Source organism: Halobacterium sp. GSL-19 (assembly GCF_016917855.1).
In the GTDB taxonomy this organism is placed as follows: domain Archaea; phylum Halobacteriota; class Halobacteria; order Halobacteriales; family Halobacteriaceae; genus Halobacterium; species Halobacterium salinarum.
In genome coordinates, this window is the sequence record NZ_CP070377.1 from 1,691,061 (window position 1) to 1,713,151 (window position 22,091).

Consider the following 22,091-nt stretch of genomic DNA (forward strand, 5'->3'; position numbering starts at 1 on the left):
CGTCGAACGCCCCGGCATGGTGTCCGACCGCGGCGACGATGCGGACGGCAGTGGCGGCCGCCGAAGCGACCCGGTCACGCCGGGCGGCGGCGGCCCGGATCACGCCCGAGAGATCGGCGAACAGCCCGACGGAGTGGACTCGGAGTGGTGGTACTGGGTGGCGGCGGTGCCCGCCTACTGGGTGGTGGGTTCCGCCGTCGGGGTCGCGTTCGCGGCCGTGGTGGGAGTGCTTCTGGTCACGGGCGTGGTTGCCGGCGGGCCGGCCGTACGCGTCAGCGCCGGGTTCGGCGTCGTCAGCCTCGCACTCGTCGTGGTCGCGGTGCTGCTTGCGTTCGTCGGGATGATCGTCTCGCTGGTGTTCCCGGTCGCCGTCTTCCGCGACGCCGAGGCGGTCGCGGCCGTGCGCGGCGACTGGCAACCCGACCCCGCGAGCTACGGCCTGGTCGGCCTCGTGGGGGTCGTGGTGCAGCCGCTGCAAGTGGCGCTCGCCGTGTACTACCTATATAAGAGGCACGAGTCCATAGGCCGACCATGAGCGAGCATCGCGTGCGCTCCCGGTCGTGGTACTGGATCGGTGCCCTCCCGCTGGTGGTGGCGCTCTGGGTCGTGGCCGCGGCCTGGATGGTTGGCATCATCGTGGTGGTGCCGGAGGCGTACGCCTCGGTGGAGGCAGCCGTCTACCTGCCGGCGGTCGCGTTCGGCGTGCCGGCGGTCGGAGTCTACCTGGCGTTCCCGATCGCGGCGTACCTGGACACGCGGGCGATCCGGAACGCGACGGACGCGACGCTGCTGGGGATGGCGCGAACCACGCCGCTGCTGGCGACCGCACCGCTGCTGGCGACCGCCGTCGATGTGGTGTTGGTGTTCGGGCTGGTGGCGCTGTTCCGCGGGCCGTCGCTGAGGAGCGGGTCACCGCGGGGCGGCGTGTTGCTCGGTGCTGCGGTGGTTGGTGGGACCGCGCTCGCCATCCTGTACGTGCGCGCCCGCCGCGGAGTGGTGGTGATGCCGTCGGGGTTCCGGGAGTGGCGCGCGGAGTTCCGGGAGAACGAGCGCGTGTAGGAACGCCGCCGCAGCGGAACGCAGAGGGTTTCAATCGGGAGCGCGGAGGCTGAGACATGAGCAGCCAGCAGATTCGACTCGCGACACGGGGGTCTGACCTCGCGCTCCGGCAGGCCGGCGAGGTCGTCGACACCCTCGAGGACCGCCGCCACGACGTCGAACTCGTTGAAGTGGAGACGGAGGGCGACCGCGTGACCGACGCGCTCATCAGCGACCTCGGGAAGACCGGCGCGTTCGTGCGCGCGCTCGACCAGGAGGTCATGGAGGGCACCGTCGACGCCGCCGTGCACTCGATGAAAGACGTGCCGACCGAGGTTCCCGAGGACCTCGTTGTGGCCGCGGTGCCCCACCGCGAGAACCCCGCGGACGTGCTCGTCACCCCGGACGGCACCGATCTCGAAGACCTGCCGCCCGGCAGTGTCGTCGGCACCGCGAGCCTGCGGCGGGGCGCGCAAGTGCAGGCCCACCGGCCCGGCCTCGACGTCGAGCCCATCCGCGGGAACGTCGGCACGCGCGTGGAGAAGCTGCTCGCGCCGGCGCTGCACCGCGAGCACGAGCGCCGCACCGAGGCCGAGAAGGAAGCCCAATCCCGGGACGCCCGCGAACAGCGCCGCGGCGACTACACCGCCGACATCGAGGCGGGCGTCGAGAACCTCGACACCGAGGACGGCGAGGAAGGGGCGGCCGACGACGGTGACGACACCGCGTCGAGCAGCGAGTTCGAGCAGTCGGTCACGGAGTGGTTCGACTCGCTGACGCCGCTCCAGCAGTCCGCGATGGAGCGCGACCCGGACACCGAGTACGACGCGCTGGTGATGGCGCGCGTGGGCTTGGAGCGCACCGGCTTGCTGCACCACGTCGGCATCGAGGAGCTGTCGACGGGCACGCACGTGCCGGCGACCGGGCAGGGGGCGCTCTGTGTGACCGCGCGCCGGGACAGCGACGTGGTCGACACGCTCCGGGACGCCCTCGAACACGTCCGGACGCGCGTGGAAGTGACCGCCGAGCGCGTCGTGCTCGAGGAGCTTGGCGGCGGCTGCATCGCGCCCATCGGCGTGCACGCCCTCGTGCAGGGTGACACCATCCGGACGGCCGTGCAGGTGTTCAGCCAGGACGGCAGCGAGCAGGTCGGGGAGACCCGCGAGCTGGACGCCGAGCAGTACGCGACGGACGCCCGCGAACTCGCCGCCGACCTGCGCGATCGGGGTGCCGCGGACCTCATCGAGGACGCGCGCACGGAGGCCTGAAATGACCGGCACAGTCTACCTCGTGGGGAGCGGCCCCGGTGATCCGGAGCTGCTGACGGTGAAGGCGACGCGGCTGCTGGAGGCGGCCGACGTGGTGTTACACGACAAGCTCCCCGGTCCGGAGATCCTGTCGTCGATCCCCGAGGGGAAACGCGAGGACGTCGGGAAGCGCGCGGGCGGCGAGCGCACCCCCCAGTCGGAGACGAACGCGCGACTCGTCGAGCTCGCCGAGGACGGCAACGACGTGGTGCGGCTGAAGGGCGGCGACCCGTTCGTGTTCGGGCGGGGCGGCGAGGAGATGCTGTACCTCGCCGAGCACGGCGTCGACTTCGAGGTCGTGCCGGGCGTCACGTCGCCGGTTGCCGCGCCGGCGGCGGCCGACATCCCGGTCACGCACCGCGACCACGCCTCCTCGGTGTCGTTCGTCACCGGCCACGAGGACCCCGGCAAGGACGAATCCGCCGTCGACTGGGGGGCGCTGGCCGACACCGGCGGCACCATCGTCGTGTTGATGGGCGTCGGGAAGCTGCCGGAGTACACCGCCGCGCTCCGGGACGCGGGGATGGACCCCGAGACGCCGGTTGCGCTCGTCGAGAAGGGAACGCGGCCCGGCCAGCAGGTCGCCACGGGCACCCTGGCCACGATCGTCGCGGCCCGCGACGAGGCGGGGATTTCGCCGCCCGCGATCACCGTCATCGGCGGCGTCGCTGGCCTCTGGGACGGGGTGGAGGGCGAGCCGTGAACGCCGCGGTGTTCCGGCCCGACGACGACCGCATCGCGGACGCCGTCGCGCTGCTCGACGACCTGGGCGCTGTGCCGGTTCCGGACCCGATGCTGGCCGTCGACCCGACCGGGGCTGTCCCCCGCGGGGACGGCGCTGTCGTCGTCGTCACGAGCAAGACCGGCGTCGAACTCGCCGCCGACAGCGGGTGGACGCCGGGAAGCGGGCGGCTGGCAGCCATCGGGCCGGCGACCGCCGACGCCTGCCGCGAGGCGGGCTGGACGGTCGACGTGGTCCCCGAGGAGTACACCAGCGCCGGGCTCGTCGCCGCGTTGGACGGCGACATCGACGGCGCGCGCGTCGAGGTGGCGCGCTCGGACCACGGCTCGGCGGTGCTCACTGACGGGCTAGCCGAGGCCGGCGCGTACGTCCACGAAACGGTGCTGTACGCGCTCACGCGCCCGGCAGGCGCGGGTGACTCCACGGAACTCGCCGCCGCCGGCGACCTCGACGCGGCGCTGTTCACGTCCTCGCTGACGGTCGAGCACTGGCTGGCGGCCGCCCGCGAGCGCGGCATCGAGTCGGCCGCCCGCGAGGGGCTCGCCGACGCCACGGTGGGTGCCATCGGGCCGCCGACGGCCGAGACGGCCGCCGACCACGGCATCAGCGTCGACGTGGTGCCCGACGACGCTGGCTTCGAGGCGCTGGCGCGGGCCACCATCGAGGACGCGTAGGCGGACGTTTTTACGCGAGTGCGCGCTATCCGGGGGTGATGGACACCGACGGCCCCCCCGTGCCGGCGCTGGCCGAGCGCGCAGCGGCCTGCGCGGACGCCCTGCGGGACGCCGACAGCGTCCTCGTGGCGTCGCACATCGACGCCGACGGCCTGACGAGCGCGGGCATCGCGTCGACGGCCCTGGAGCGTGCGGCCATCCCCCACGAGGTCGTGTTCTCGAAGCAACTCGACGACGAGGAAATCGCCGACATCGCGGGCGCTGACCACGGAACGGTGCTGTTCACCGACTTCGGCAGCGGGCAACTGGACGCGATCACCGCCCACGAGCGGGCGGGCGAGTTCACGCCGGTGATCGCCGACCACCACCAGCCCGCCGAGAACGCCGCCACCGACTGCCACCTCAACCCGCTGCTGGAGGGCGTCGACGGCGGCACCGAGCTGTCCGGTGCGGGCGCGACCTACGTGCTCGCGCGGGCGCTGCTCGGAACGGACGCCACGGATCTGGCGGCGCTGGCTGTCGTCGGCGCGGTCGGCGACCGCCAAACCGTCGACGGCGAACTCGTCGGCGCGAACACCCGCGTCGCGGCCGACGGCGTCGAGGCGGGCGTGCTGGACACCGCCACCGGGCTCGCGCTGTACGGCACGCAGACGCGGCCGCTGCCGAGGCTCCTGGAGTACGCAAGCGAGCTGTACATCCCGGGCATCACGAACGACCACCAGGGCGCGATCCGGTTCCTCGACGCCCTCGATGTCGACCTCCACGACGGCGGCGACTGGCGGACGTGGGCGTCACTGGACCACGACGAGCGCCGAACCGTCGTCAGCGCGCTCGTCAAGCGCGCCGTCCGGACCGGCGTTCCCAGCGCCGAAGTGACGACCCTCGTGGGCACGACGTACACGCTCACCGACGAGGAGCCCGGCACCGCGCTGCGGGACGCAAGCGAGTTCGCCACGCTGCTGAACGCGACGGCGCGCTACGAGCGCGCCGACGTCGGGCTCGCGGTCTGCATGGGGGACCGCGGTGACGCGCTTGAGCGCGCGCGGTCGCTCCGCGAGGAACACCGGCAAACGCTCTCCGAGGGCGTGTCGTGGGTGACACGGGAGGGCGTCACCGTCGAGGACGACCTCCAGTGGTTCCACGCCGACGACCGCATCCGGGAGACCATCGTGGGCATCGTCGCTGGGATGGCGCTGAGCGGCGACGAAACCGAGAACGACCGCCCCATCGTCGCGTTCGCGGCCAAGGACGACGAGCCCGCGGTGAAGGTGTCGGCGCGCGCCACCGCCAGGGTCGTCGACGCCGGCGTGGATCTCGCGGTGGTCGTTCGAGAGGCCGCGGCTGCGGCCGGCGGCGACGGGGGCGGCCACGAGGCCGCCGCGGGTGCAACCGTGCCGGCGGGCAACGAGCGGGCGTTCCTGGACGCCGCCAGCGGCGTGCTCGCCGCCCAGCGCGGCGGCGACTAGCACCGCGGTCAGGGATCGGTCTCGAACTCGAAGCGCGCGCCGCCGTCCGCGCCCGCCGTCACGACGACCGCCCAACCGTGGGCTTTGGCGATGTCCTCGACGATCGACAGCCCGAACCCGGTGCCGGCGTCGCTTGAGGTGACGCCGTGATCGAGCACGTCGCCGCGCTCGTCTTCGGGGATCCCGTCGCCGTCGTCGGCGACGTAAAACCCCTCGCGGTCGGCGAGCTGGCCGACCGTCACCGTGACAGCAGCACCCCCGTGTTCGACGGCGTTCCGGAACACGTTCTCGAACAGTTGGGTCAGTCGGCTGCCGTCGCCGGACACAGTGCGGAGGTCGTCGCGGACGCACAGCGTCGCCTCGGCCGTGTCGACGTAGCCCCACGACTCGGTCGTCACTGCGTGCAAGTCGACGCACTCGGCGTCGGTGACCGTCGACTCGCCGCTGGCCAGCGTGAGCAGGTCGTCGATGAGCCGCGCCATGCGGTCGTGGGCGGACTCGATCCGGTCGAGGTACTCCAACTCCCCGGTGTCCGCGACGATATCCAGGAACCCTGTGGCGACCGAGAGGGGGTTCCGGAGGTCGTGGGCGACGACGCTCGCGAACTGATCGAGGCGCTCGTTTTGTCGCTGCAGTTCGGTCTCCCGGGTCGCGCGAGCGAGCGCCGCTGCCACGGTCGACCCCAGGATCCGGAACAGATCAACGTCGGTGTCCGAGAACGTCTGCCCGGCGGTCGCCCCCACACCGAGGACACCGAACCCGCCGAGGGGCACGAACAGGCCGCTTTCCAGGGGGGTCCCCGACGCCACCAGATCGGACTGGTGTTCGAGGTCGTCGTACACGTGCAGCTCCGCGGACTCGAAGGCGTCCCACGCGAGGCTGTCGCCGGACTGCAGGGTCGGGATGTCGTCGAACGCCTCCCGCGTGGCGCCCGTCGCGGCGAGCGGCACCAACGACGCCGACTGCTCGTCGTGCTCCCAGACGGCGGTGAGGTCGTACCCGAGCACGTCGGCCGCCACCTCGACGGCGATCTCACCCACCGCCGCGCTCGACTGCGCGCTCGTGAGCCGCCGCGCGGTCTCCTGGAGGGCGCGCAGCTTCGCCTCCAGTTGCTTCTGGGGAGTGATGTCCTCAAGCACGGCGAGGAGGCTGGTCGTCTCCCCGTCGGCGCCCGGGACCGGCGCGGCGGACAGGAGCACATCCAGGTCGCCACCCGACTTCGTCCGGCGGCGCAGCTCCATCCCGCGGATCCGCTCGCCGCCCAGGACGCGCTGGCGGTGGTCCTCGAACTCGTCGCGCTGGCTGTCCGGAACGACCGGATTGAACTCGCCGACCACCTCCTCGCGGGTCCACCCGAACATCGACTCGGCCTCGTCGTTCCAGCGCGTGACCGTGCCGTCCGGGTCGATCTCCATCACCGCAAGCGGGGTTGCCTCGATGAGCGACTCCAGGCGCTGGTTGGTTGCTTCGAGGCTGCGCTCGCGCTCGACCTGGTCGGTGACGTTGCGCGCGATGCCGACGATGCGAACGATCTCGCCGTCGACGACCACCGGTGCCAACCCCGTGTCCCAGAACCGGGCGTCCGGGCCGACATCCAACTCCTCGCGGTACGAGATCGGGGCGCCCTCGTCGACACAGCGGCGGTAGTTCGCGGCGACCTCGCTGCCCTGTTCGTCGCCGAAGACCTCCCGCGGCGTCTTCCCTTTGACCGCCGCCGTCTCCAAGCCGGTTTGGGCCTCGTAGCCGGGACTGAGCCGCGCGAACTCGAAGCGGGGCTCGTCGCCGGTGGTGTCGACGTCGAGCAGGAAGATCGCGTCACCGGACGTCTCCAGGAGCGCCTCGTACTCCTCGGCGAGCGCTTTGTGCTCGCGCTCCCGGGACTTCCGCCCGGTGATGTCCTGAATCACTCCCCGCAGCGTCCGAGCGCCATGCTGTGGGCTGTCGACGCGCTCGCCCCACGCGCGGACGTCACGCACCACGCCGTCCGGGCGCACGATCCGGAGATCGAGGTCGTACGGCTCCCCCTCGTCGAGCGCGCGGTCGACGGCCGCTGCGATCGTCTCCCGGTCGTCGGGATGGTAGGCGTCGATCGCGTCGTCGAACGACGGCTCGTACCCCGGATCGACGCCGTGGATCCGGCGGACGCCGTCGGACCACTCGAGCGACCCCGTCGACGGGGCGTACTCGAACACACCGACGTTGGCGGTCTCCTGGATGCGCTCGAAGAGGAACTGGCGACGCTGGAGTTCCGCGCGGTCGCGGCCCCGGGAGAGTTCCGCGCTGACGAGTTCCGCCAGCAACTCGACGAGCGTCTCCTCGATCGCGTCGAAGTCGGCGACCCGCGTGGCCGGACTGGAGAAGTTGATCGTCCCGTAGCGGTCGCCGTCCACGATCAGCGGCGCGCCGACGTACGACTGGAGGCCGAGCTCCTCGTAGGCGGGATGGGTCTCGCGCCCGTCGGCGGTGGCGTCACTGAACGAACAGACGGTGTCACTGCCGACGACTGATTCACAGTACGTCGTCGCCAGATCGAACTCGTCGCCGGGCGCGATGTCGACGCCGGACGTGTGTGCGGCTTTGACGGTGTACTGCTCGCCGTGGATGTGGGACACGATCCCGATCTCCAGGCCCAACGCCTGACACCCCACCGCCAGCAGCGCTTCGAGGCGTTCGTCGACGGACAGCTCCGTCTCAGCCACGACGCGCTGGATCTCCCGGAGTGCGTCCCGTTCGCGTTCGAGGTGTCGCCGCACGTCGCTTTGCTCGGTGATGTCTCGCCCGACAACCAGGACCTGGCGGTCGGCCGCAGTCCGGAACGGCGTGAACCGAACGTCGAGCGTGCGGGTGTCGTTGCCGGCGTCGAAGTCGATGGGCAGGTTGACATCGTAGAAGCCGGCGGTGCCGCCGTCGCTTTCGAGTTCCGCCAGCGTCGAGTCGATCGCGTCCGAAACGCTCGTTGCGTCGGCGGTGCTGCCGCGGTCCTCGATGATCGTCGGCAGGTGGTGACCGACCAGCGGCGCGGACTGTGTGCCGCCGATCACGCGCTGTGCGGCGGCGTTGGCGAACTCAACGACGCCCGCGTCGTCGACGACGAACACGACATCGTGGATGTGGCGGAGGATCGTCTCGCTGCGCTCCAGCGCCAGGGCCTGCTCGCGCTCGTCGGTGATCTCCTGGGAGAACACGGTCAACCCGTCGTCGTCGGGGAACGCCCGAACGTCGACCCAGTAGTCGAAGGGCGCGCCGAGGCGCTGTTCGGACGACACCGACTCGCCGGTTTCCATCGCCGTGCGGTACTGTTCTTCCAGGGGCGTCCCGACCAGCGAGGGGAACTCCTCCCAGAGTACGGTGCCGACCACGGCGTCACGATCACGGTCGATGCGGTCGGCCATCGTCTCGTTCATGTATTCGATGCGCCAGTCCTCGTCGACGGCGTAGACGGCGTCCGTGGAGCGTTCGAGCGTCCGTCGGAACCGGTCCGACATCTCCTCGGCGACCGTCTCCTTGCGGGCTGCCTCGGCGAGCGTCCGGACGCGGCGCGCGAGCAACTCGAAGCTGCGCTGGCCGGCATGAATCGGGAGGTAGTCGGAGACGCCCGCGCGCGTCGCCTCGCTTGCGATCCGTTCGCTGCCCCGGCCAGTGAACAGGATCGTTGGCGGATCGTGGTCGGTGTCGTGAATCCGTTCGAGGAGGTCGATCCCCGTGGTGTCCGGCAGCGAGTACGACGTGACGACGCAGTCGATTGCCGATTCGTCGAGCCGGGCGAGTGCATCGGCTGCGGTCCCCACCGTGGTGACGGTGAACGATGCCGGCGCGCTCTGGAGCTTCCTGCGAGTGAGTTCAGCGAAGTCGTCGTCGTCGTTCACGTACAGCACGTGAACCGGGCTGGCTGCACCGGCGTCCAGCGTGGTCATCTGTGTCTGTACGTTGTGTAGTTATATTAACCATGTGCTGGCGGCCGCTGTGGACGGCCAGCGCAAGGCGGGCGGCCGCCGCCACGAGACCTCTCTTTGCGGGGGGCCGGCTGTTTGGTGCCGTGTGACTGAACTGCTATCCCTCGGGATCCCGATCGTCGAACTCGTGAACAACTGTGCCACGTGAGTTCTGTATTGCAGTATGTGCTTTATTGTAGTGGCGGGCCGGGATGGCACGGTGACTACGATGGCAACCGTGCGCGGTCAGGAGTCCAACCGAGGGGATCGCAGCCCGCCAGCACAGGTGCGCCCGGCGTCCGAGTGATGCTGCGATCAGGCCAGCGACGCTCGGGGTGCACCCGAGCCACCGGTCGGCAAGACGCAAGTATCGGGTTGGAGCCACCCACGTGGGGACTGGCTCCCAGTCGAGCATGGCGAACGCGACTGCGACCAACGGCGAGCCATAAACCAATTTCTACGATACAGAACGGTCCAACGGAAGGGGCCAGAGATTCGGCGTTTGGATTTCTACAAACCACCAAATAACCAATACTTCTTACCGATGTCGAGCTACTCAGCTCTTTAGGAGAGGTGACAACCTCAGTGGTCGAACCTCTTGGGTAGAACATTGTTGGTGGCGACCTGTCTTGCGATTTTGCAAATCAGAATCACTTGAACTACCTCTCCAGAACGGCCCTACACCCGGCTGAATCGTGGCTTCTTGGAACTAACCTGAACTAGCGAGTTTTCACCAACAATCTGCTTCACACCTATGAAAGCCTGCTACCTCCACAAACCACGTCCACGATAGTAGATGTTACGGCGAGATCAAGGCCTCCCGTAGGTATCCGCGACAACCACACGACGGAACAGCGACAGCTGTTCGATCAGCCGGCAGGCGGGGGATTCGTGAACTGCGGAAGCTGTGGCTCACGCTGCCTGCATGAGACCGCTGTGGCCCGCCCACTGGCGGGCCTCAGCTACTCACTCCTGGTGGGTCATACACCTCCTTCCGGTCGAGCATATGGAAGATCGACACCAGCAGTTTGCGAGCGGTTGCGACGATCGCTATCTGGTGATTCTTCCGTCGTTTCAACCGAGCGTAGAACCGGCCAAGATACGGATCGTTACACCGATGCACCGCCGTCTGAACGCACTGAACGAGAATCCATCGTAAATCACCGCTTCCTCGTTTCGAGATTCCACCCTCAGTCCGCGAGTCGCCTGACTCGCGGACGACAGGGTCCAGCCCAGCGTAACTCACCACCTCGTTCGCCTCGTCAAAGCGCTCTATCTCGCCGATTTCAGCGGTGATGAGCAACGATGAGTAGAAACTCACGCCCGGGATTGTCATCAACAGCTGCGTCTCCTCCAGAGACGCAGCTGTTTCTTCAATCAGCTCTTCGAGTGCGTCAATCTGTTCGGTGAGTTCATCGATCACCGACAGAAACGAGTCCAACAACTGCTGACCGACGACGCCTAGCGAGAGATCCTCGCCGGCGAGGATCTCTCGTCCTTCTTCGCTAAACGGATCCCAATCGTAGGAGATACCGTGCTTGTCGAGCAGCGAATGGATCTCGTTCTTGAAGTCCGTGCGCTTCTCAACTAACGTCTTCCGGCCGCGCACGAGTGCGCGGCGCTCCCGCAGTTCTTCCGAAGGAACGTAACTCTGAGCTATCATGCCGGCTCGGCGAAGTTGCGCGAGCAACTTGGCGTCGAGCCGGTCGTTTTTCACCTCCGCGATCCCGATCGCTTTGGTTTGCTGCGGATCGGCGACAACCACATCAAGGTCCTCGTCGAGTGTGTCGTAGATCGTGTAGTAGTTGCTGGTTGCTTCGATAGCTGCTTGCGATCCTGCATACTGTTGAGCGACATCGTCGAGATTCGCGTTCTCGACGCGAATCTCTTCAGTAACCTCGCCATCATCGTCCAAGACAGCAACGTGCGATTCGTCTTTGTGGACGTCGATTCCGAGGTAGTGCATTGTTGCCTCTGGAGTGGTGGTGCATGGAGTAGAGACACACCTATTCGGGCTCGCCGCCCGGCTGTCTTCCGAGACAGCCGGGCGGCCTCCCATGATGCGGCTTCCTTGGCACGTCGGCCAATCAAGAGCACGCGTTTGTGAACGCTTGTGAACCATCGGCCTTTGCCACCCCATTCTTACTCCATGCGCTGGGGACTTAGCAGGCTTTCATCGCATCAAGAGCGTTCCCAATATGTCGCAATATGCCCTCTCTTGACAGTCCTTTCACCGCCCTCCTTGTGGGCGTTATCGCTGTGATAGTCCTCGCTCTTCTCAGCTACTGGCTGTGGCACGCCAAAGACAGTATGACCGCTTCAAGCGGTGAGAACACTACTGCATGGCTACTTGGCTGTGGTGCGTTGGTTTTGATGGGTGGAGCACCCGGTCTCGTCGGAATTGATCTCTACTTGACGGTTGAACGCGATCTCCCCGTTGATGCACTTATAATTACATCCATACTGTCTCTTGCTGTATTCGCTATCGGATCAATCCTTGTTATTTGAACGTCCAGTAGAATTATAATATCAACAGTTAAATCGGCCTTTCAACAATTCTCAAACCCCTAACGATTGGTTTGTCAAGCAGTGTATCAGAGCATAGTGGGTGCCAATTGTATTGACCGTTGTTAGAGAGCAAGTTCGACATTTCTCACAGTCGCTTTCAAAACGAGCTCACGGAACTGTCCGAACCACGTCCGTGCTCGGAGCGTGTCACCGTATCGCTGCTTAAGCGCAAAGAAGACGGCCTCAACAACTGACCGACGGTGATAGATGTCATCGTCGTGGCGAGCGTTGTGCGCCAGATCAAGCGGATAGAACTCCCGGGGTTTGATTACTGGCCGAACGTCACCCTCCCGAAGTTCTTCACGCAGATCATCCCAGTCATACCCCTTATCAGCGGTAATGGTCTGTAATTGGTTGAGATTCCGCGTGAGTACCTGTCGCCCGACGTGGGTGTCGTGTGGCTGCTTCATTGAACAGTGAATATCCAAGACGGTACTGGTTTCGCAGTCTACCAACGCTGTCGTCTTGACCGATTTGAAGGTGTAGTCCGCCCGATCTGCGTAGTGACGGCTAGCCGAATGACGGTCAAATCCAGTTGCATCGATAGCCTGCACGTCTCCGGTATCGTGGAGATCAGCGGAGAGTCGCAGGGGGGTTCGCCAGACTGCCATCGGGAGCTGCTGCTTCCGTACGCAGACAGTCGTAAAGTCCGGCAGGTCACTCGGTTCAAGATCCAGTTTCTTGACGATCCCCTTCATCTCGTGAAGAACATCGAGGAGCCGTCGATATGGAAGGTCAAGATATTCTCGGAGACCGTGGATTACGACAATGACCCAGTCAGCGTAGCCGCCGTCACCCTTCTTGACCGGTGGTGAAGGATCGCCAGAGACAGCACGTTTCGCCAACGTTACGAGGCGATCTGTGAAGCGCGAAAGACGAGAGGGCACACTGTTCGGGTCTGAGTTAGAGGTCAATTAATTCACCGGAGAAGCTGATCTCTATGGCATCTAAACAAGGCCCCATGATAATAGATGCCCGGCTGCTGCAGTCAGAGTTCGTGCCGACGGAGGTGAAACCGGGACGTAGAGATTAATTACCTCTCATAGTGATTGCTGTGACTCTTTACCGCTCCGCTGAAAGAGTTCATGCGTATCACCGACTGAACGGTGCAAAACGGCGCGGTTGGCAGAATATACTCATAGCAGTCACTATCAATTGCTCTTTAACCGATCACGGACGAGCAACCGATGGATCTTGTCTTCCTGTACGGAGTATCAGAAATGGATGTATCGGTATCCTCGAACTGTTATAGGTTCAAGCCGTCGGTGGTAGATACAGAAAATATCGTCAGTTTGGTATTGGAATAGAATCCTGGGACAACGGAAGGAGGGCCCGAATTTTAGAATAATCGCATGATAAATATTGCAGATAGTATAATTGAGACGAGAACCATCAAATACACCACTAATTCAGAATCTCTTGAGTCAGAGTTCTCTGTATCCCTAGAGCGCCATCTAATAACTCCAAATGATAAGAATGAAACCCCCAATATAAATTGAGTTAGACTATCTAAATTTAGTTGGAATTCATATAACAGCGAAAATTGTAATAGGAATAAAAGCCCAACATAGACGAAAGAGCACGTTAAGATACGCTCTTTATTCATACACATATAAACTATGCGAAGATGCTTATACGTGTCGATCCCCCTGAATGAACACTATATTACTCGTTTGAATTTTCAATATGAGATACTCACTAGGTTAAGGCAAGACCTACAGGCTGGGAGCACAACTGAAATTACAACAGTTTAGACAGCAAGGAGGATTACACCCATCACAGTTTCTAAGTGAAAATGAGCTAAGTGAGATGCAAATAATGCAGGCTGCACCACCGGTAACGCCGCCAGCACTGAAACAACCAATATAACACCCTGCTTTTGAAGCTACCGCCTCTATACACGGAAGACATCCACAATCGTTGTCCTGTGGTGTGATAATGAACTCAACCGTTTCAGAAGAAATTTTTTCATCATCGGCAGCTACCTTCAATCTTCTGACCGTTTCTCCATCTACGACCCGAACATAGAACCCTTCAAGATCGATGCTATAGCTTGCGTTGAACTGATTTCCTGTATAGTTGATTGCATCCTTTATTTTCTCGACCTCAGTATCGGATATAGACCGAACGATTTCAGTTGTGGAGTCGTTTGCAAGTATGGTTACGGAAGTTCCACTCGGAAGTCCCTGTGTGGTGTCTTTGAATTCATCCCACACCTTTGGCACTTTTTTCTTGATTACTTCTGAATTTTCAATCTTGTATTTTACATCATCCGCTCCATCTACGTACAGCAAATCACCAATTTCAGTTTCGATTTCGAATGCCGTAGCTAGAGAGTCTCCGAGATTGATAAGATACTCCGTTACTGCAATGGGATCCAAATTATCTACTGTTTCATCATTCGGAGTTTCTACCGTTTCAGCTACTGTTTGGATAGCAGGTTTATCAAGGAGTTTTTCGACACGTTCACTCTCAGTATCTAGCTCTTTTTCCTCAACGACGTTTCCGTCCAGTTGGGTTCCACCACTGCCTTCGTCATCCTCTAAGCTACCGTTGGATTTCGTATTGCTAGCGGAAGCGCTACCAGAGATAGCTGCTGTAGTAGCTGCGGCTCCGCCAACCTTCTTCAGTAACTCTCTACGATTAATCTCGCCTGGGTTTATCTTGTTCTCTGTCATTTACACCTATAACTTATCTCCCTAAAAGTTAAAGCTTTCTATTACTCAAATTTGCGTTAATTTCTATCCGGAGATTCTATAATTACCTTAGAATCGTTGCGACAGAGATTAATTGTAGCTGATCAATTGATAGGCTGCTCAAATAGACGCTTTGATGTATCTTCACAAACAGCAGCTATAACTTCGTGCGACTGACAGCACGATTCCACTGTTTCTTCAGTGAACTGAATGTCACTTCTGCAAATCGGGCATCTATCGAGAAATATCCTAACGCCATTGAGAATTTCCCCTTGAGCCTCCGGATTGAAGTCTTTCCAGTCGGAATCACGATCGGCTAGTATTTTTGAAATTGCTACATCAGCAAGCAACGCTGCCTTTGAGGGCCATTGACCAACTATTGTTGTTCCTCGCCTAAGCAGTACAGCATCATCGTACTCCTCTGTGAGAAATTCGTTATTTCCATCAAACTGAAATGCAGTCGTCACGTTTTCGGTTGTCACTTCCTCTTTATCCAACTCATCTAAAATAGTATCTAAATCGGATTTGAAGCTAGTAGTCAAGCAAAGATCACTACCCCCATCACAAATTTTCAATATATTTTTATCTATTAGATATTGTTCTAAATTCCTTCCATCATCTGTCGGGGATTGTTGTGCGATGGATCTATCGCTGCTATTTTCCCTATGTGATGGCGACTCAACCGCACTGTTACCAGTTCCAAGTCCACCTCTAGTTGGTTCTGTGGGCTCCTTTCCGAACCAGCGCAGGACAGTCGGCGGAAGATACTGTTTCGTCAGCGTTGGGGTGCCCGGAATCAGATATCCTCGAAGATAGATTAACCCAACGGAAATGAGAACGGCAATCAACCCGAAAATGCGTGATTTGCGTGCAATAAGAGAGCTGATCACCGCTGCAATTACCAAATTCACTACCGTACACGGTTCACATCTGTTCTCGCCAGTATACTCCGGCTGATGAAGGCTATCAACCATATCAGTTTTCATTCGAATACTACTCATATACTCATACGTTATTTATCTTTCGTGCCTACAACCTAGCCACAGTTTCAGAAGATGGATTCCTACAAATCAAAATGAAATTGAGATATGAATCACACCGATTGAGCTGGCTCTGTTGAAATGATTCAAGAGATAAATATAGGTGAGCGCCTCACAGATGTGCGTATTCAGATCGGAGTAGCCGAATCGACAGTACAGAAGAAATCAAACTCGTCGCCGAGGGCGCTGTCGGTACCTAGTAGCGCGCTGGTGACTTGGCAGTTCTCAGCCTGCCGCCGAAAGACCTGTCGCCTTCCAGTCTCAACAACGTCACGACCTGCAACAGTTAGGTCTTACTTTTCTATTCCTGGGACAGATGGTCGTGGAAGAAACTGGTTATGTTCTCAACGGCTTTCGAACGGCTCTTTTTGGTATTTGCCTATGATCTCGAATTATAAACAAGTTAAGCACTCCTATTAAACCACTTCAGATGAGTAGTCCTATGCAGATAGAAACAACTACCTTTTGATGATACGAAAATATAAATTAACTAGCGACTTCAGAGTTTGAGAACACAAATTAACTATATTATAACCCCTCTTCTAAAGCAAACTGGATTGTGTCTGAACATGATCAGACCTCCAGGAGAGCAGTACTAGCAGGAATTGGAATGGCTGGTCTTTCTTCAGGCCCTCTGGGACTTGTTAAGGCTGGTAGTATTTCGCAAAAGGGATGGGAACACGACGTTGTAGATGCCAGGTTCCCTACTATCAAGGATAACTATGCGGTCGCAGAATATATCCTTGAAAATGGGGAATCAAAGGAGGTGGAATATACTGAAAAATCAGATGGGGAAATTGTAATAGAGACGGACAAACAAAAACTATCAAAGCAAAAATCAGAAATCGAAAAAGCCGATCTCGGAATCGAAGATGCCAAACAGGGCGGTGGAATGGGAACCGATGAAATTTCTCCAGCTCCCGGGTCCCCTTTAGTAGTAATTGACTTGGGTGATTATGAGACCGTTGCAGATGCTACTCACGGCCGCTGGGCAGAGACTGTCGAGCCAGGCGGTGGAACGAGTGTTGCTGAAGCAAGCTATCTTCGAAACGGAATTCAAGAATGTCAATTTGGGAATGACGAGTACCCGATTGAAGACAATAGTATGTCAGATGGCGAATGTTGTCAGTATAGAAAATTAAATAACGGGAATTATGCATTCGGAACATTGACCGCGTATCCAGGTGCTGCGAATGCCTTTTTCCAATCTGCGGCTGAGGTTGAGATATACATTTCAAATAGTTCATCTTCAACACCCGATAGACCTGAAATTACATTCGAAGGAGAATACAAACTGTCAATTATAGCTCTTGGTCTTGCAAGCGCCTCAGTTAACTTCAAACTATATATAAAAGATTCTAACAGGAATGAGGTTGGCTCAAAGACCATTCTAAGTAAGAGCGGATCTGGATTAGAGGAATGGAGAAACAATGAGGAGTTCACCAATACCGTTCGTCTCGATAACGGGGAAGAATTCACTCCCGGCGAAACATATTATGCAGGTATGGAAGTGAAAGGAACTGCGTCTGGTGGAACCTTTGATTATGGTGGGGTCGATGCGAGAACTGATGGTAGTTTCAGTGGATTTACAAAATGGGACTCTGTTGATATTGGGTGGGAATAGACACACATATGGCGAATTTTTGGAAGACAATATTTTGGTTGATCGGGCCTGCGTTTGTCATTACTTTTGCCGGTGGTTCACAGGCCGGGTTTAGTTCGAAAGGTGCCATAGCCCCAATTGTAACTATTATAGCCATTTCGTACTGGTTATCTAAACGTGGTTATCATCAAACTGGCATTAGCCCACCCCTTCTAAAGAGGATCGCTATCTGCTTAGTTCCTCAATTTGTGGCATGGCAGATATTATCTCCTTCTCTTGGGGTATTTTCGCGTCCAGAGATTGTTACGGCAAGCATTATTTTGTCTTCTATTGGGATTGGATTACTCTGGACCTCATATAAGAAAAGCAAACTCAGAATTCCGAAACTTCAGCGTTGTGTAATAATAGGGGCAACAGCGTTACCTGCATTCATAATAATTGCTTCAGGAGTAGCCGCAGTTAACAGCCTTGATCCCACCAGCAACTTATCTGCGCTTGGACTTCTATTCATTTTCTTAATTCCATCATTCATCTGGGTATTATTCACAGAGTGGAAAACTAAGCAACTCTTCAAATACGTCATAGGAACCTCTGTTGCATATGTGGTGCTATGGCTGGTCTTAGTACCTCTCACAGCAAGAGACTCACCCCTACCTTCTGTAAAATTAGTATTGGTATCAGTAATTTACATTATACCATTAATGTATCTGGCTGAGGAGGCTGAGTGACTTCTTCAAGAATATCTAGTGGGAGTGATTATTCTTCATATTGGGGGAAATACATTTCTTTATGGTCTGTTCGAAATCCACCGGTGTCTGTTACACGCTTAATCGCGTTCCTCTATCAGCTATAATTGGCAGATATTAACCCACTCCTGGGCTTTACTCACGTCGTACGGGTCTCCTAGTCAGGAACCCTTCGGGGTTAACCTCCCGGGCTATAGTTAGCGTTCCGGAATTTGTCTTCACCCACTATTCTCTTCAGATCCATCGTCCGTAATGGGCTCGAGGGAGTCTTCCAGCCGTTCGAACTTTGCTTCACGGAGCGCTTCCTCGGATGGCTCTTTCTGCACGAGAGATGCACCGTCAGGCAGCTCTACGTCCTTCCCCTCTAAGGGGTCGACGTCGGCGACCATCTTCCGTATCTCCATATCCCGATTGATCCGTCCAAGTAGCTGCTCGAATGCCGTCGCTCGCTCATGACGCACCCGCCGTAACTCTCGAACCTTCCGCTCGAACTCTGTCTTCTCTGCCCAATCGTAGATGCGCCGCCCAAGAATTGTGAGTTGATACTGCTTCTCTGTCCCGTGCTCGGTCGGACTGTGACGCACCGTGAATACCTCGCGGTCAACGCCTTCTGAGAGCCGCGCGGACACTGTCGAGTTACTGACCGCGACCGCGTCGACGAGCGCGTTAAACGTCGCTGTTCCCGTCCCAATTTCCGTGAGCAGTTCTGCTGCGCCCTTCTTCCGAAGAAACGCCTCAAGGTCGTCCAACCCCATCGTATCCCCCTGTTCACCACCCATCACTATAAACCCAACCAAAATAAGATTCAAACTAATTCTCTGATTGTACCGAATTATGCCTACAACCAATTCCCCAATTACAGCGCGCATACCTATTGATATAACTCCCAATGTAAGGTTAGCGCAGACTAACGACACTAATGCGCGACCCAACTATCACTCTACTCTATACTATTCTTTGCCCTACCGGAGCAGCTACCTCGACACAGTATCACTCCAGTCTCTGGGTACGTATCGTCCAACAGTGTCGTAACTCGCCCGGGAGGTGGCGGAATGCCGACTGACCCGTCGGCTATCGCTGAGTCAATCATCGTACACGCGGAGACGCTCTGTGAGCGTGAAGACCACCTCTGGGATGTCATTCGCCAACTCTCGGTTCCCGTCAACAATCTCGAGGACGCCCGCGACCAGAACCGCGTCGACTTCGAGACCGACGAAATGTTTCGCACACTCCTGTTCAAAGGCATTCGCGGCATCTCACAGAACGAATTAGCCCAACGGCTCGGACGAGAGCCAAGCCTCGTCAAGAGCTTCCACTTCGATATTACTGACCTCGAAAAGACGCCGACCCAACAGCAACTCTCGTACACGCACGCACAATTCAGCGAAGACACCCAAGAAGTCCTCAATCGCACGGTTGCTGGCATCCGCCAAACTGCGCTCGACCATAATGTCCTCACGGAAGGCCTCGTGCCGTCCATCCCAACCGATACTGAGGAGGAGGCACAGAGCACGAGCGAGTACAAGAAGGAGAAGGTCCAGAAGACGCTAACGCTCGCTCGCAAACACGTCATCCCCGAATTCGACACGCACCGAGCGGCCCACAAGACGTACTCCGACGAGGTAATCCTGGATATGTTCGCGAGCATCTGCGCGAACAACGGCAGTGCTCATTCGGAAGCCGAGTATGGCTGGCTCACCGACGATGACCTCACCTGCGGCGACTCGACGTTCCTGCGAGCAATCAAGAAGATTGCGACGCCCGAGGAGTCCGACGGCCAGCTCACGTTCGCGGAGTTCGAGGACGATGATTCGATGCCCGAGATCGACCAGATTCGGGACGCGATCATGACGGCGTTCAACGCCGCCACCAAGAATATCATCAACTCAATTCGCGGCGACGATCCCTTCGACTCACGGGAGACCGTTGCAGCCATCGACATCACCTACGAGCAGTTCCACGTCTGGCCGTGGGAAGACAAAGAAGCAGGCATCGCGAAACCGGACTACCCGAAGATGGTCAGCGGCTACAAGAACGACGGCGAGTACAAACGTGGCTACAAGTATGCCACCATCACGCTCGTTGGGGATCACGCACCAATCGTCCTCGGTATTGAGCCAGTCAAAGAAGACTCTACGTGGGAGCCTGACGACTCTCCATCGTACTCGAAAGCTGATCTGGTGAGTCGATTACTCGACCGGGCCGAGCAGTTCGTCGACCTGGATACGGTGATGTTCGACCGTGGATTCTACGCCAATCGCGTGTACGCAGAGGTCCACGAGCGCGGGCTCACGTATCTCTCCCCAGTGCCGACGTACGAAGATGACTTGGCAGCAATTCAGGACATTCAGGAACATTCGACAGCGGACGCCGCTGTCAAACACGACGTTCCGTTTGGAATCGATGGTGAGGTCCATCACGAGGCGGAGTTCCTCTATGCCCCGAGTACGAGCGATGATGCCGATGGAAAGTACGCGGTGTTCGTGACGAACCAGGACCGCGTCGAGCCCGAGGAGATTCAGGGTGTCGTGAACGGGTACAGTCGGCGCTGGGACATCGAAAACCAGTACAAGTCGATTAAGGGCTTTCTGCCGAAGACGTCGTCGACGGACTACCGGCTGCGGCTGTGCAACTTCGCGCTATCGACGCTGATCTATAACCTGTGGCGGCTCACAGACTATTTGATCAAGGTCGCGCTCGATAAGCCGATTCGGTCGCCGCCAGTGATCACGGCGAAGACGTTCGTGCGGGCGTTAGGTGACTTCCTACGGGAGTTCGGGTAACGATTTTCTCACTCCGGGTTCATCGATTCAATAGCGGCTGCGCTGTTCATTTTCACGTATCTTTGCGGTATCTGTCAGTAGTTCAAACAATAGTCAGTCGGTAAGTCGATCCTGTCCTGTGTTCGCGCCGATTGTGGACTCACCAGCTCCCAGAATTTCCAGTTTCATTTGTAGCCTTAAAAGGACGCGAAGAATGTGGAGTTCAGAGATTCGGCGTTTGGATTTCTACAAACCACCATGCAGACAACACTTTTCATGTCTTGCGGTTCAGAAAATCAGCCTATAAGTCTCTTCTCTGGCTCTTCACTCCGGAGATCGACCAATCAAATGAATTTAATACCAGATGAGAGAACCAGTCAGAATATCGAAAATGTGAGAACGTTAGTTCTGCTCTGATTAGAGTTCCTCTACCCGACGTTCACCCCTAACAGTAGTTGTCAATACGGTTTTTTTATTCAGAGCTGAGGATGAAACAGACACTCAATACAGGTGAAGGCTGTAACGAATGTTATACAGTAGTATGGGAGACTCTCTCAGTATGGGACGCCTGTCAATCCCGGATATCAATAAGAAGTACGAAAACGGGGAAACTCTCACGATGTTGACTGCATATGATGCACCGATAGCCCGGCAAGTCGATAGAGGTGGTGTTGATATGATCCTCGTAGGGGATAGTGCTGGTGACAATCACTTAGGATATGATGACACGATACCGGTTACGCTTGAAGAAGCGTTGTCGAATACTGCGGCTGTTGACCGGACGGTAGAGGATGCAATGGTAATTGGCGATATGCCTTTTCTATCATATGGAACATCGCTCGAAGAATCGATCAAGAATGCAGGCAAATTTATGAAGGAAGCAGGGGCAGACGCCGTGAAATTGGAGACGGCCCCCTATGGAGAAACGACCATCAAAATCGTTTCTCGGCTTACTGAACTTGGAATGCCCGTCGTAGGTCATATCGGATTAACCCCCCAACGGATGAACCAGATCGGAGGAGGGTACGTACAGGGACGGGGTGATGAAAGTTCAACCACGGTTGGCGCGCTGGTGGAGACAGCAGAACAGTTGGAAGATACAGGAGCCTTCTCAATCATTCTTGAGGCCGTTACAGAAGAAACTGGAAAGAGGGTCACCGAAGCAGTAGATGTCCCGACTATTGGAATTGGGGCAGGGCGATATGTGGACGGACAAGTACTCGTCATCACCGACGTATTGGGGCTTAGTGAAGAGTCATACCAACTCTCGAAACAGTATGCGAACCTGAATTCAGTTATCCAAGATGCAGTCGAATCTTATGTAGACGACGTTCGAGGTGGGAATTTTCCGGCCTCAGAGAATGTCTTCGATGCTATTGATAAAGATTAGAAGGCGCTACCATCGTTAGCTTCGCAGCCCTACTTACCGATTCAGCCGTTCCAGTTTCAGGCACCTCCCTGAATAAAGAAATCGCGCTAGCGACTACTGCTAATATATCGATGTGAAATCAGAGGAA

General features: G+C 58.5%; 17 protein-coding genes. 11 read left to right on the forward strand and 6 right to left on the reverse strand.

Translation table 11 applies throughout. The features are described from left to right. The first annotated feature begins 16 nt into the window (after positions 1-16). The 6 genes from JT689_RS10765 to JT689_RS10790 are packed head-to-tail and all read left to right on the forward strand — an operon-like array spanning position 17 to position 5,227. Positions 17-535 (forward strand): hypothetical protein, encoded by a 519-nt coding sequence (locus JT689_RS10765; RefSeq protein ID WP_205251189.1) that lies wholly within the window; start codon positions 17-19, stop codon positions 533-535. Next, positions 532-1,059: a hypothetical protein gene (locus tag JT689_RS10770; protein ID WP_205251190.1), complete on the forward strand. Its 528-nt coding sequence runs from the start codon at positions 532-534 to the stop codon at positions 1,057-1,059. Before JT689_RS10765 ends, JT689_RS10770 begins: the two co-directional genes overlap by 4 nt. Positions 1,060-1,115: 56 nt before the next feature. Further along, complete coding sequence (hemC, locus tag JT689_RS10775) at positions 1,116-2,306, forward strand: hydroxymethylbilane synthase (protein ID WP_205251191.1); 1,191 nt, start codon at positions 1,116-1,118, stop codon at positions 2,304-2,306. 1 nt (position 2,307) lies between these two features. Further along, on the forward strand, positions 2,308-3,048 hold the full coding sequence (gene cobA, locus JT689_RS10780) for a uroporphyrinogen-III C-methyltransferase (RefSeq protein WP_010903739.1): 741 nt from the start codon (positions 2,308-2,310) through the stop codon (positions 3,046-3,048). Further along, positions 3,045-3,761: a uroporphyrinogen-III synthase gene (locus tag JT689_RS10785; protein ID WP_205251192.1), complete on the forward strand. Its 717-nt coding sequence runs from the start codon at positions 3,045-3,047 to the stop codon at positions 3,759-3,761. Before cobA ends, JT689_RS10785 begins: the two co-directional genes overlap by 4 nt. A 38-nt stretch (positions 3,762-3,799) precedes the next feature. Further along, positions 3,800-5,227, forward strand: a complete 1,428-nt coding sequence (locus tag JT689_RS10790) for a DHH family phosphoesterase (protein WP_205251193.1) — start codon at positions 3,800-3,802, stop codon at positions 5,225-5,227. 8 nt (positions 5,228-5,235) lie between these two features. Here the strand turns inward: JT689_RS10790 and JT689_RS10795 are convergent, their stop codons facing one another. Both JT689_RS10795 and JT689_RS10800 read right to left on the reverse strand, forming a co-directional pair. Next, entirely contained in the window at positions 5,236-9,141 is a 3,906-nt protein-coding gene (locus tag JT689_RS10795) for a PAS domain-containing protein (RefSeq protein ID WP_205251194.1), read from the reverse strand. 976 nt (positions 9,142-10,117) lie between these two features. Next, positions 10,118-11,125, reverse strand: coding sequence for an IS110 family transposase (locus tag JT689_RS10800; RefSeq protein ID WP_205251195.1), 1,008 nt, complete (start codon positions 11,123-11,125; stop codon positions 10,118-10,120). Between the two features lie 242 nt (positions 11,126-11,367). On the opposite strand from JT689_RS10800, the gene JT689_RS10805 reads away from it, so the two are divergent. Beyond that, positions 11,368-11,667, forward strand: a complete 300-nt coding sequence (locus tag JT689_RS10805) for a hypothetical protein (RefSeq protein WP_205251196.1) — start codon at positions 11,368-11,370, stop codon at positions 11,665-11,667. 122 nt (positions 11,668-11,789) lie between these two features. Here JT689_RS10805 and JT689_RS10810 read toward each other — a convergent pair whose 3' ends face one another. The 3 genes from JT689_RS10810 to JT689_RS10820 all read right to left on the reverse strand — a co-directional run bounded on the left by JT689_RS10810 (position 11,790) and on the right by JT689_RS10820 (position 15,397). Further along, positions 11,790-12,614, reverse strand: a complete 825-nt coding sequence (locus JT689_RS10810; RefSeq protein ID WP_205251197.1) for an IS5 family transposase — start codon at positions 12,612-12,614, stop codon at positions 11,790-11,792. An 828-nt stretch (positions 12,615-13,442) separates the two neighbouring features. Continuing rightward, entirely contained in the window at positions 13,443-14,405 is a 963-nt protein-coding gene (locus JT689_RS10815) for a hypothetical protein (RefSeq protein WP_205251198.1), read from the reverse strand. A gap of 122 nt (positions 14,406-14,527) precedes the next feature. Next, a complete protein-coding gene (locus tag JT689_RS10820; RefSeq protein WP_205251199.1) occupies positions 14,528-15,397 on the reverse strand; it encodes a hypothetical protein in 870 nt (289 codons plus the stop codon). A gap of 625 nt (positions 15,398-16,022) precedes the next feature. On the opposite strand from JT689_RS10820, the gene JT689_RS10825 reads away from it, so the two are divergent. Continuing rightward, positions 16,023-17,087 (forward strand): hypothetical protein, encoded by a 1,065-nt coding sequence (locus tag JT689_RS10825; RefSeq protein WP_205251200.1) that lies wholly within the window; start codon positions 16,023-16,025, stop codon positions 17,085-17,087. Continuing rightward, entirely contained in the window at positions 17,078-17,794 is a 717-nt protein-coding gene (locus tag JT689_RS10830) for a hypothetical protein (RefSeq protein WP_205251201.1), read from the forward strand. Before JT689_RS10825 ends, JT689_RS10830 begins: the two co-directional genes overlap by 10 nt. A gap of 236 nt (positions 17,795-18,030) precedes the next feature. On the opposite strand, the gene JT689_RS12375 is transcribed toward JT689_RS10830, so the two are convergent. Then, complete coding sequence (locus JT689_RS12375) at positions 18,031-18,567, reverse strand: hypothetical protein (protein WP_205252928.1); 537 nt, start codon at positions 18,565-18,567, stop codon at positions 18,031-18,033. A gap of 297 nt (positions 18,568-18,864) precedes the next feature. On the opposite strand from JT689_RS12375, the gene JT689_RS10840 reads away from it, so the two are divergent. After that, a complete protein-coding gene (locus JT689_RS10840; protein WP_205251202.1) occupies positions 18,865-20,595 on the forward strand; it encodes a transposase in 1,731 nt (576 codons plus the stop codon). A 538-nt stretch (positions 20,596-21,133) separates the two neighbouring features. After that, positions 21,134-21,964 (forward strand): 3-methyl-2-oxobutanoate hydroxymethyltransferase, encoded by an 831-nt coding sequence (gene panB, locus JT689_RS10845; RefSeq protein WP_205251203.1) that lies wholly within the window; start codon positions 21,134-21,136, stop codon positions 21,962-21,964. Positions 21,965-22,091: the final 127 nt, after the last annotated feature.

What these genes read in the sequence shown, in the direction of transcription:
- JT689_RS10765 (WP_205251189.1), top strand. Translation starts at nt 17, where the DNA reads ATGGTGTCCGACCGCGGCGACGATGCGGACGGCAGTGGCGGCCGCCGA.
- JT689_RS10770 (WP_205251190.1), top strand. Translation starts at nt 532, where the DNA reads ATGAGCGAGCATCGCGTGCGCTCCCGGTCGTGGTACTGGATCGGTGCC.
- hemC (WP_205251191.1), top strand. Translation starts at nt 1,116, where the DNA reads ATGAGCAGCCAGCAGATTCGACTCGCGACACGGGGGTCTGACCTCGCG.
- cobA (WP_010903739.1), top strand. Translation starts at nt 2,308, where the DNA reads ATGACCGGCACAGTCTACCTCGTGGGGAGCGGCCCCGGTGATCCGGAG.
- JT689_RS10790 (WP_205251193.1), top strand. Translation starts at nt 3,800, where the DNA reads ATGGACACCGACGGCCCCCCCGTGCCGGCGCTGGCCGAGCGCGCAGCG.
- JT689_RS10795 (WP_205251194.1), bottom strand. Translation starts at nt 9,141, where the DNA reads ATGACCACGCTGGACGCCGGTGCAGCCAGCCCGGTTCACGTGCTGTAC.
- JT689_RS10800 (WP_205251195.1), bottom strand. Translation starts at nt 11,125, where the DNA reads ATGCACTACCTCGGAATCGACGTCCACAAAGACGAATCGCACGTTGCT.
- JT689_RS10805 (WP_205251196.1), top strand. Translation starts at nt 11,368, where the DNA reads ATGCCCTCTCTTGACAGTCCTTTCACCGCCCTCCTTGTGGGCGTTATC.
- JT689_RS10815 (WP_205251198.1), bottom strand. Translation starts at nt 14,405, where the DNA reads ATGACAGAGAACAAGATAAACCCAGGCGAGATTAATCGTAGAGAGTTA.
- JT689_RS10820 (WP_205251199.1), bottom strand. Translation starts at nt 15,397, where the DNA reads ATGGTTGATAGCCTTCATCAGCCGGAGTATACTGGCGAGAACAGATGT.
- JT689_RS12375 (WP_205252928.1), bottom strand. Translation starts at nt 18,567, where the DNA reads ATGGGGTTGGACGACCTTGAGGCGTTTCTTCGGAAGAAGGGCGCAGCA.
- JT689_RS10840 (WP_205251202.1), top strand. Translation starts at nt 18,865, where the DNA reads ATGCCGACTGACCCGTCGGCTATCGCTGAGTCAATCATCGTACACGCG.
- panB (WP_205251203.1), top strand. Translation starts at nt 21,134, where the DNA reads ATGGGACGCCTGTCAATCCCGGATATCAATAAGAAGTACGAAAACGGG.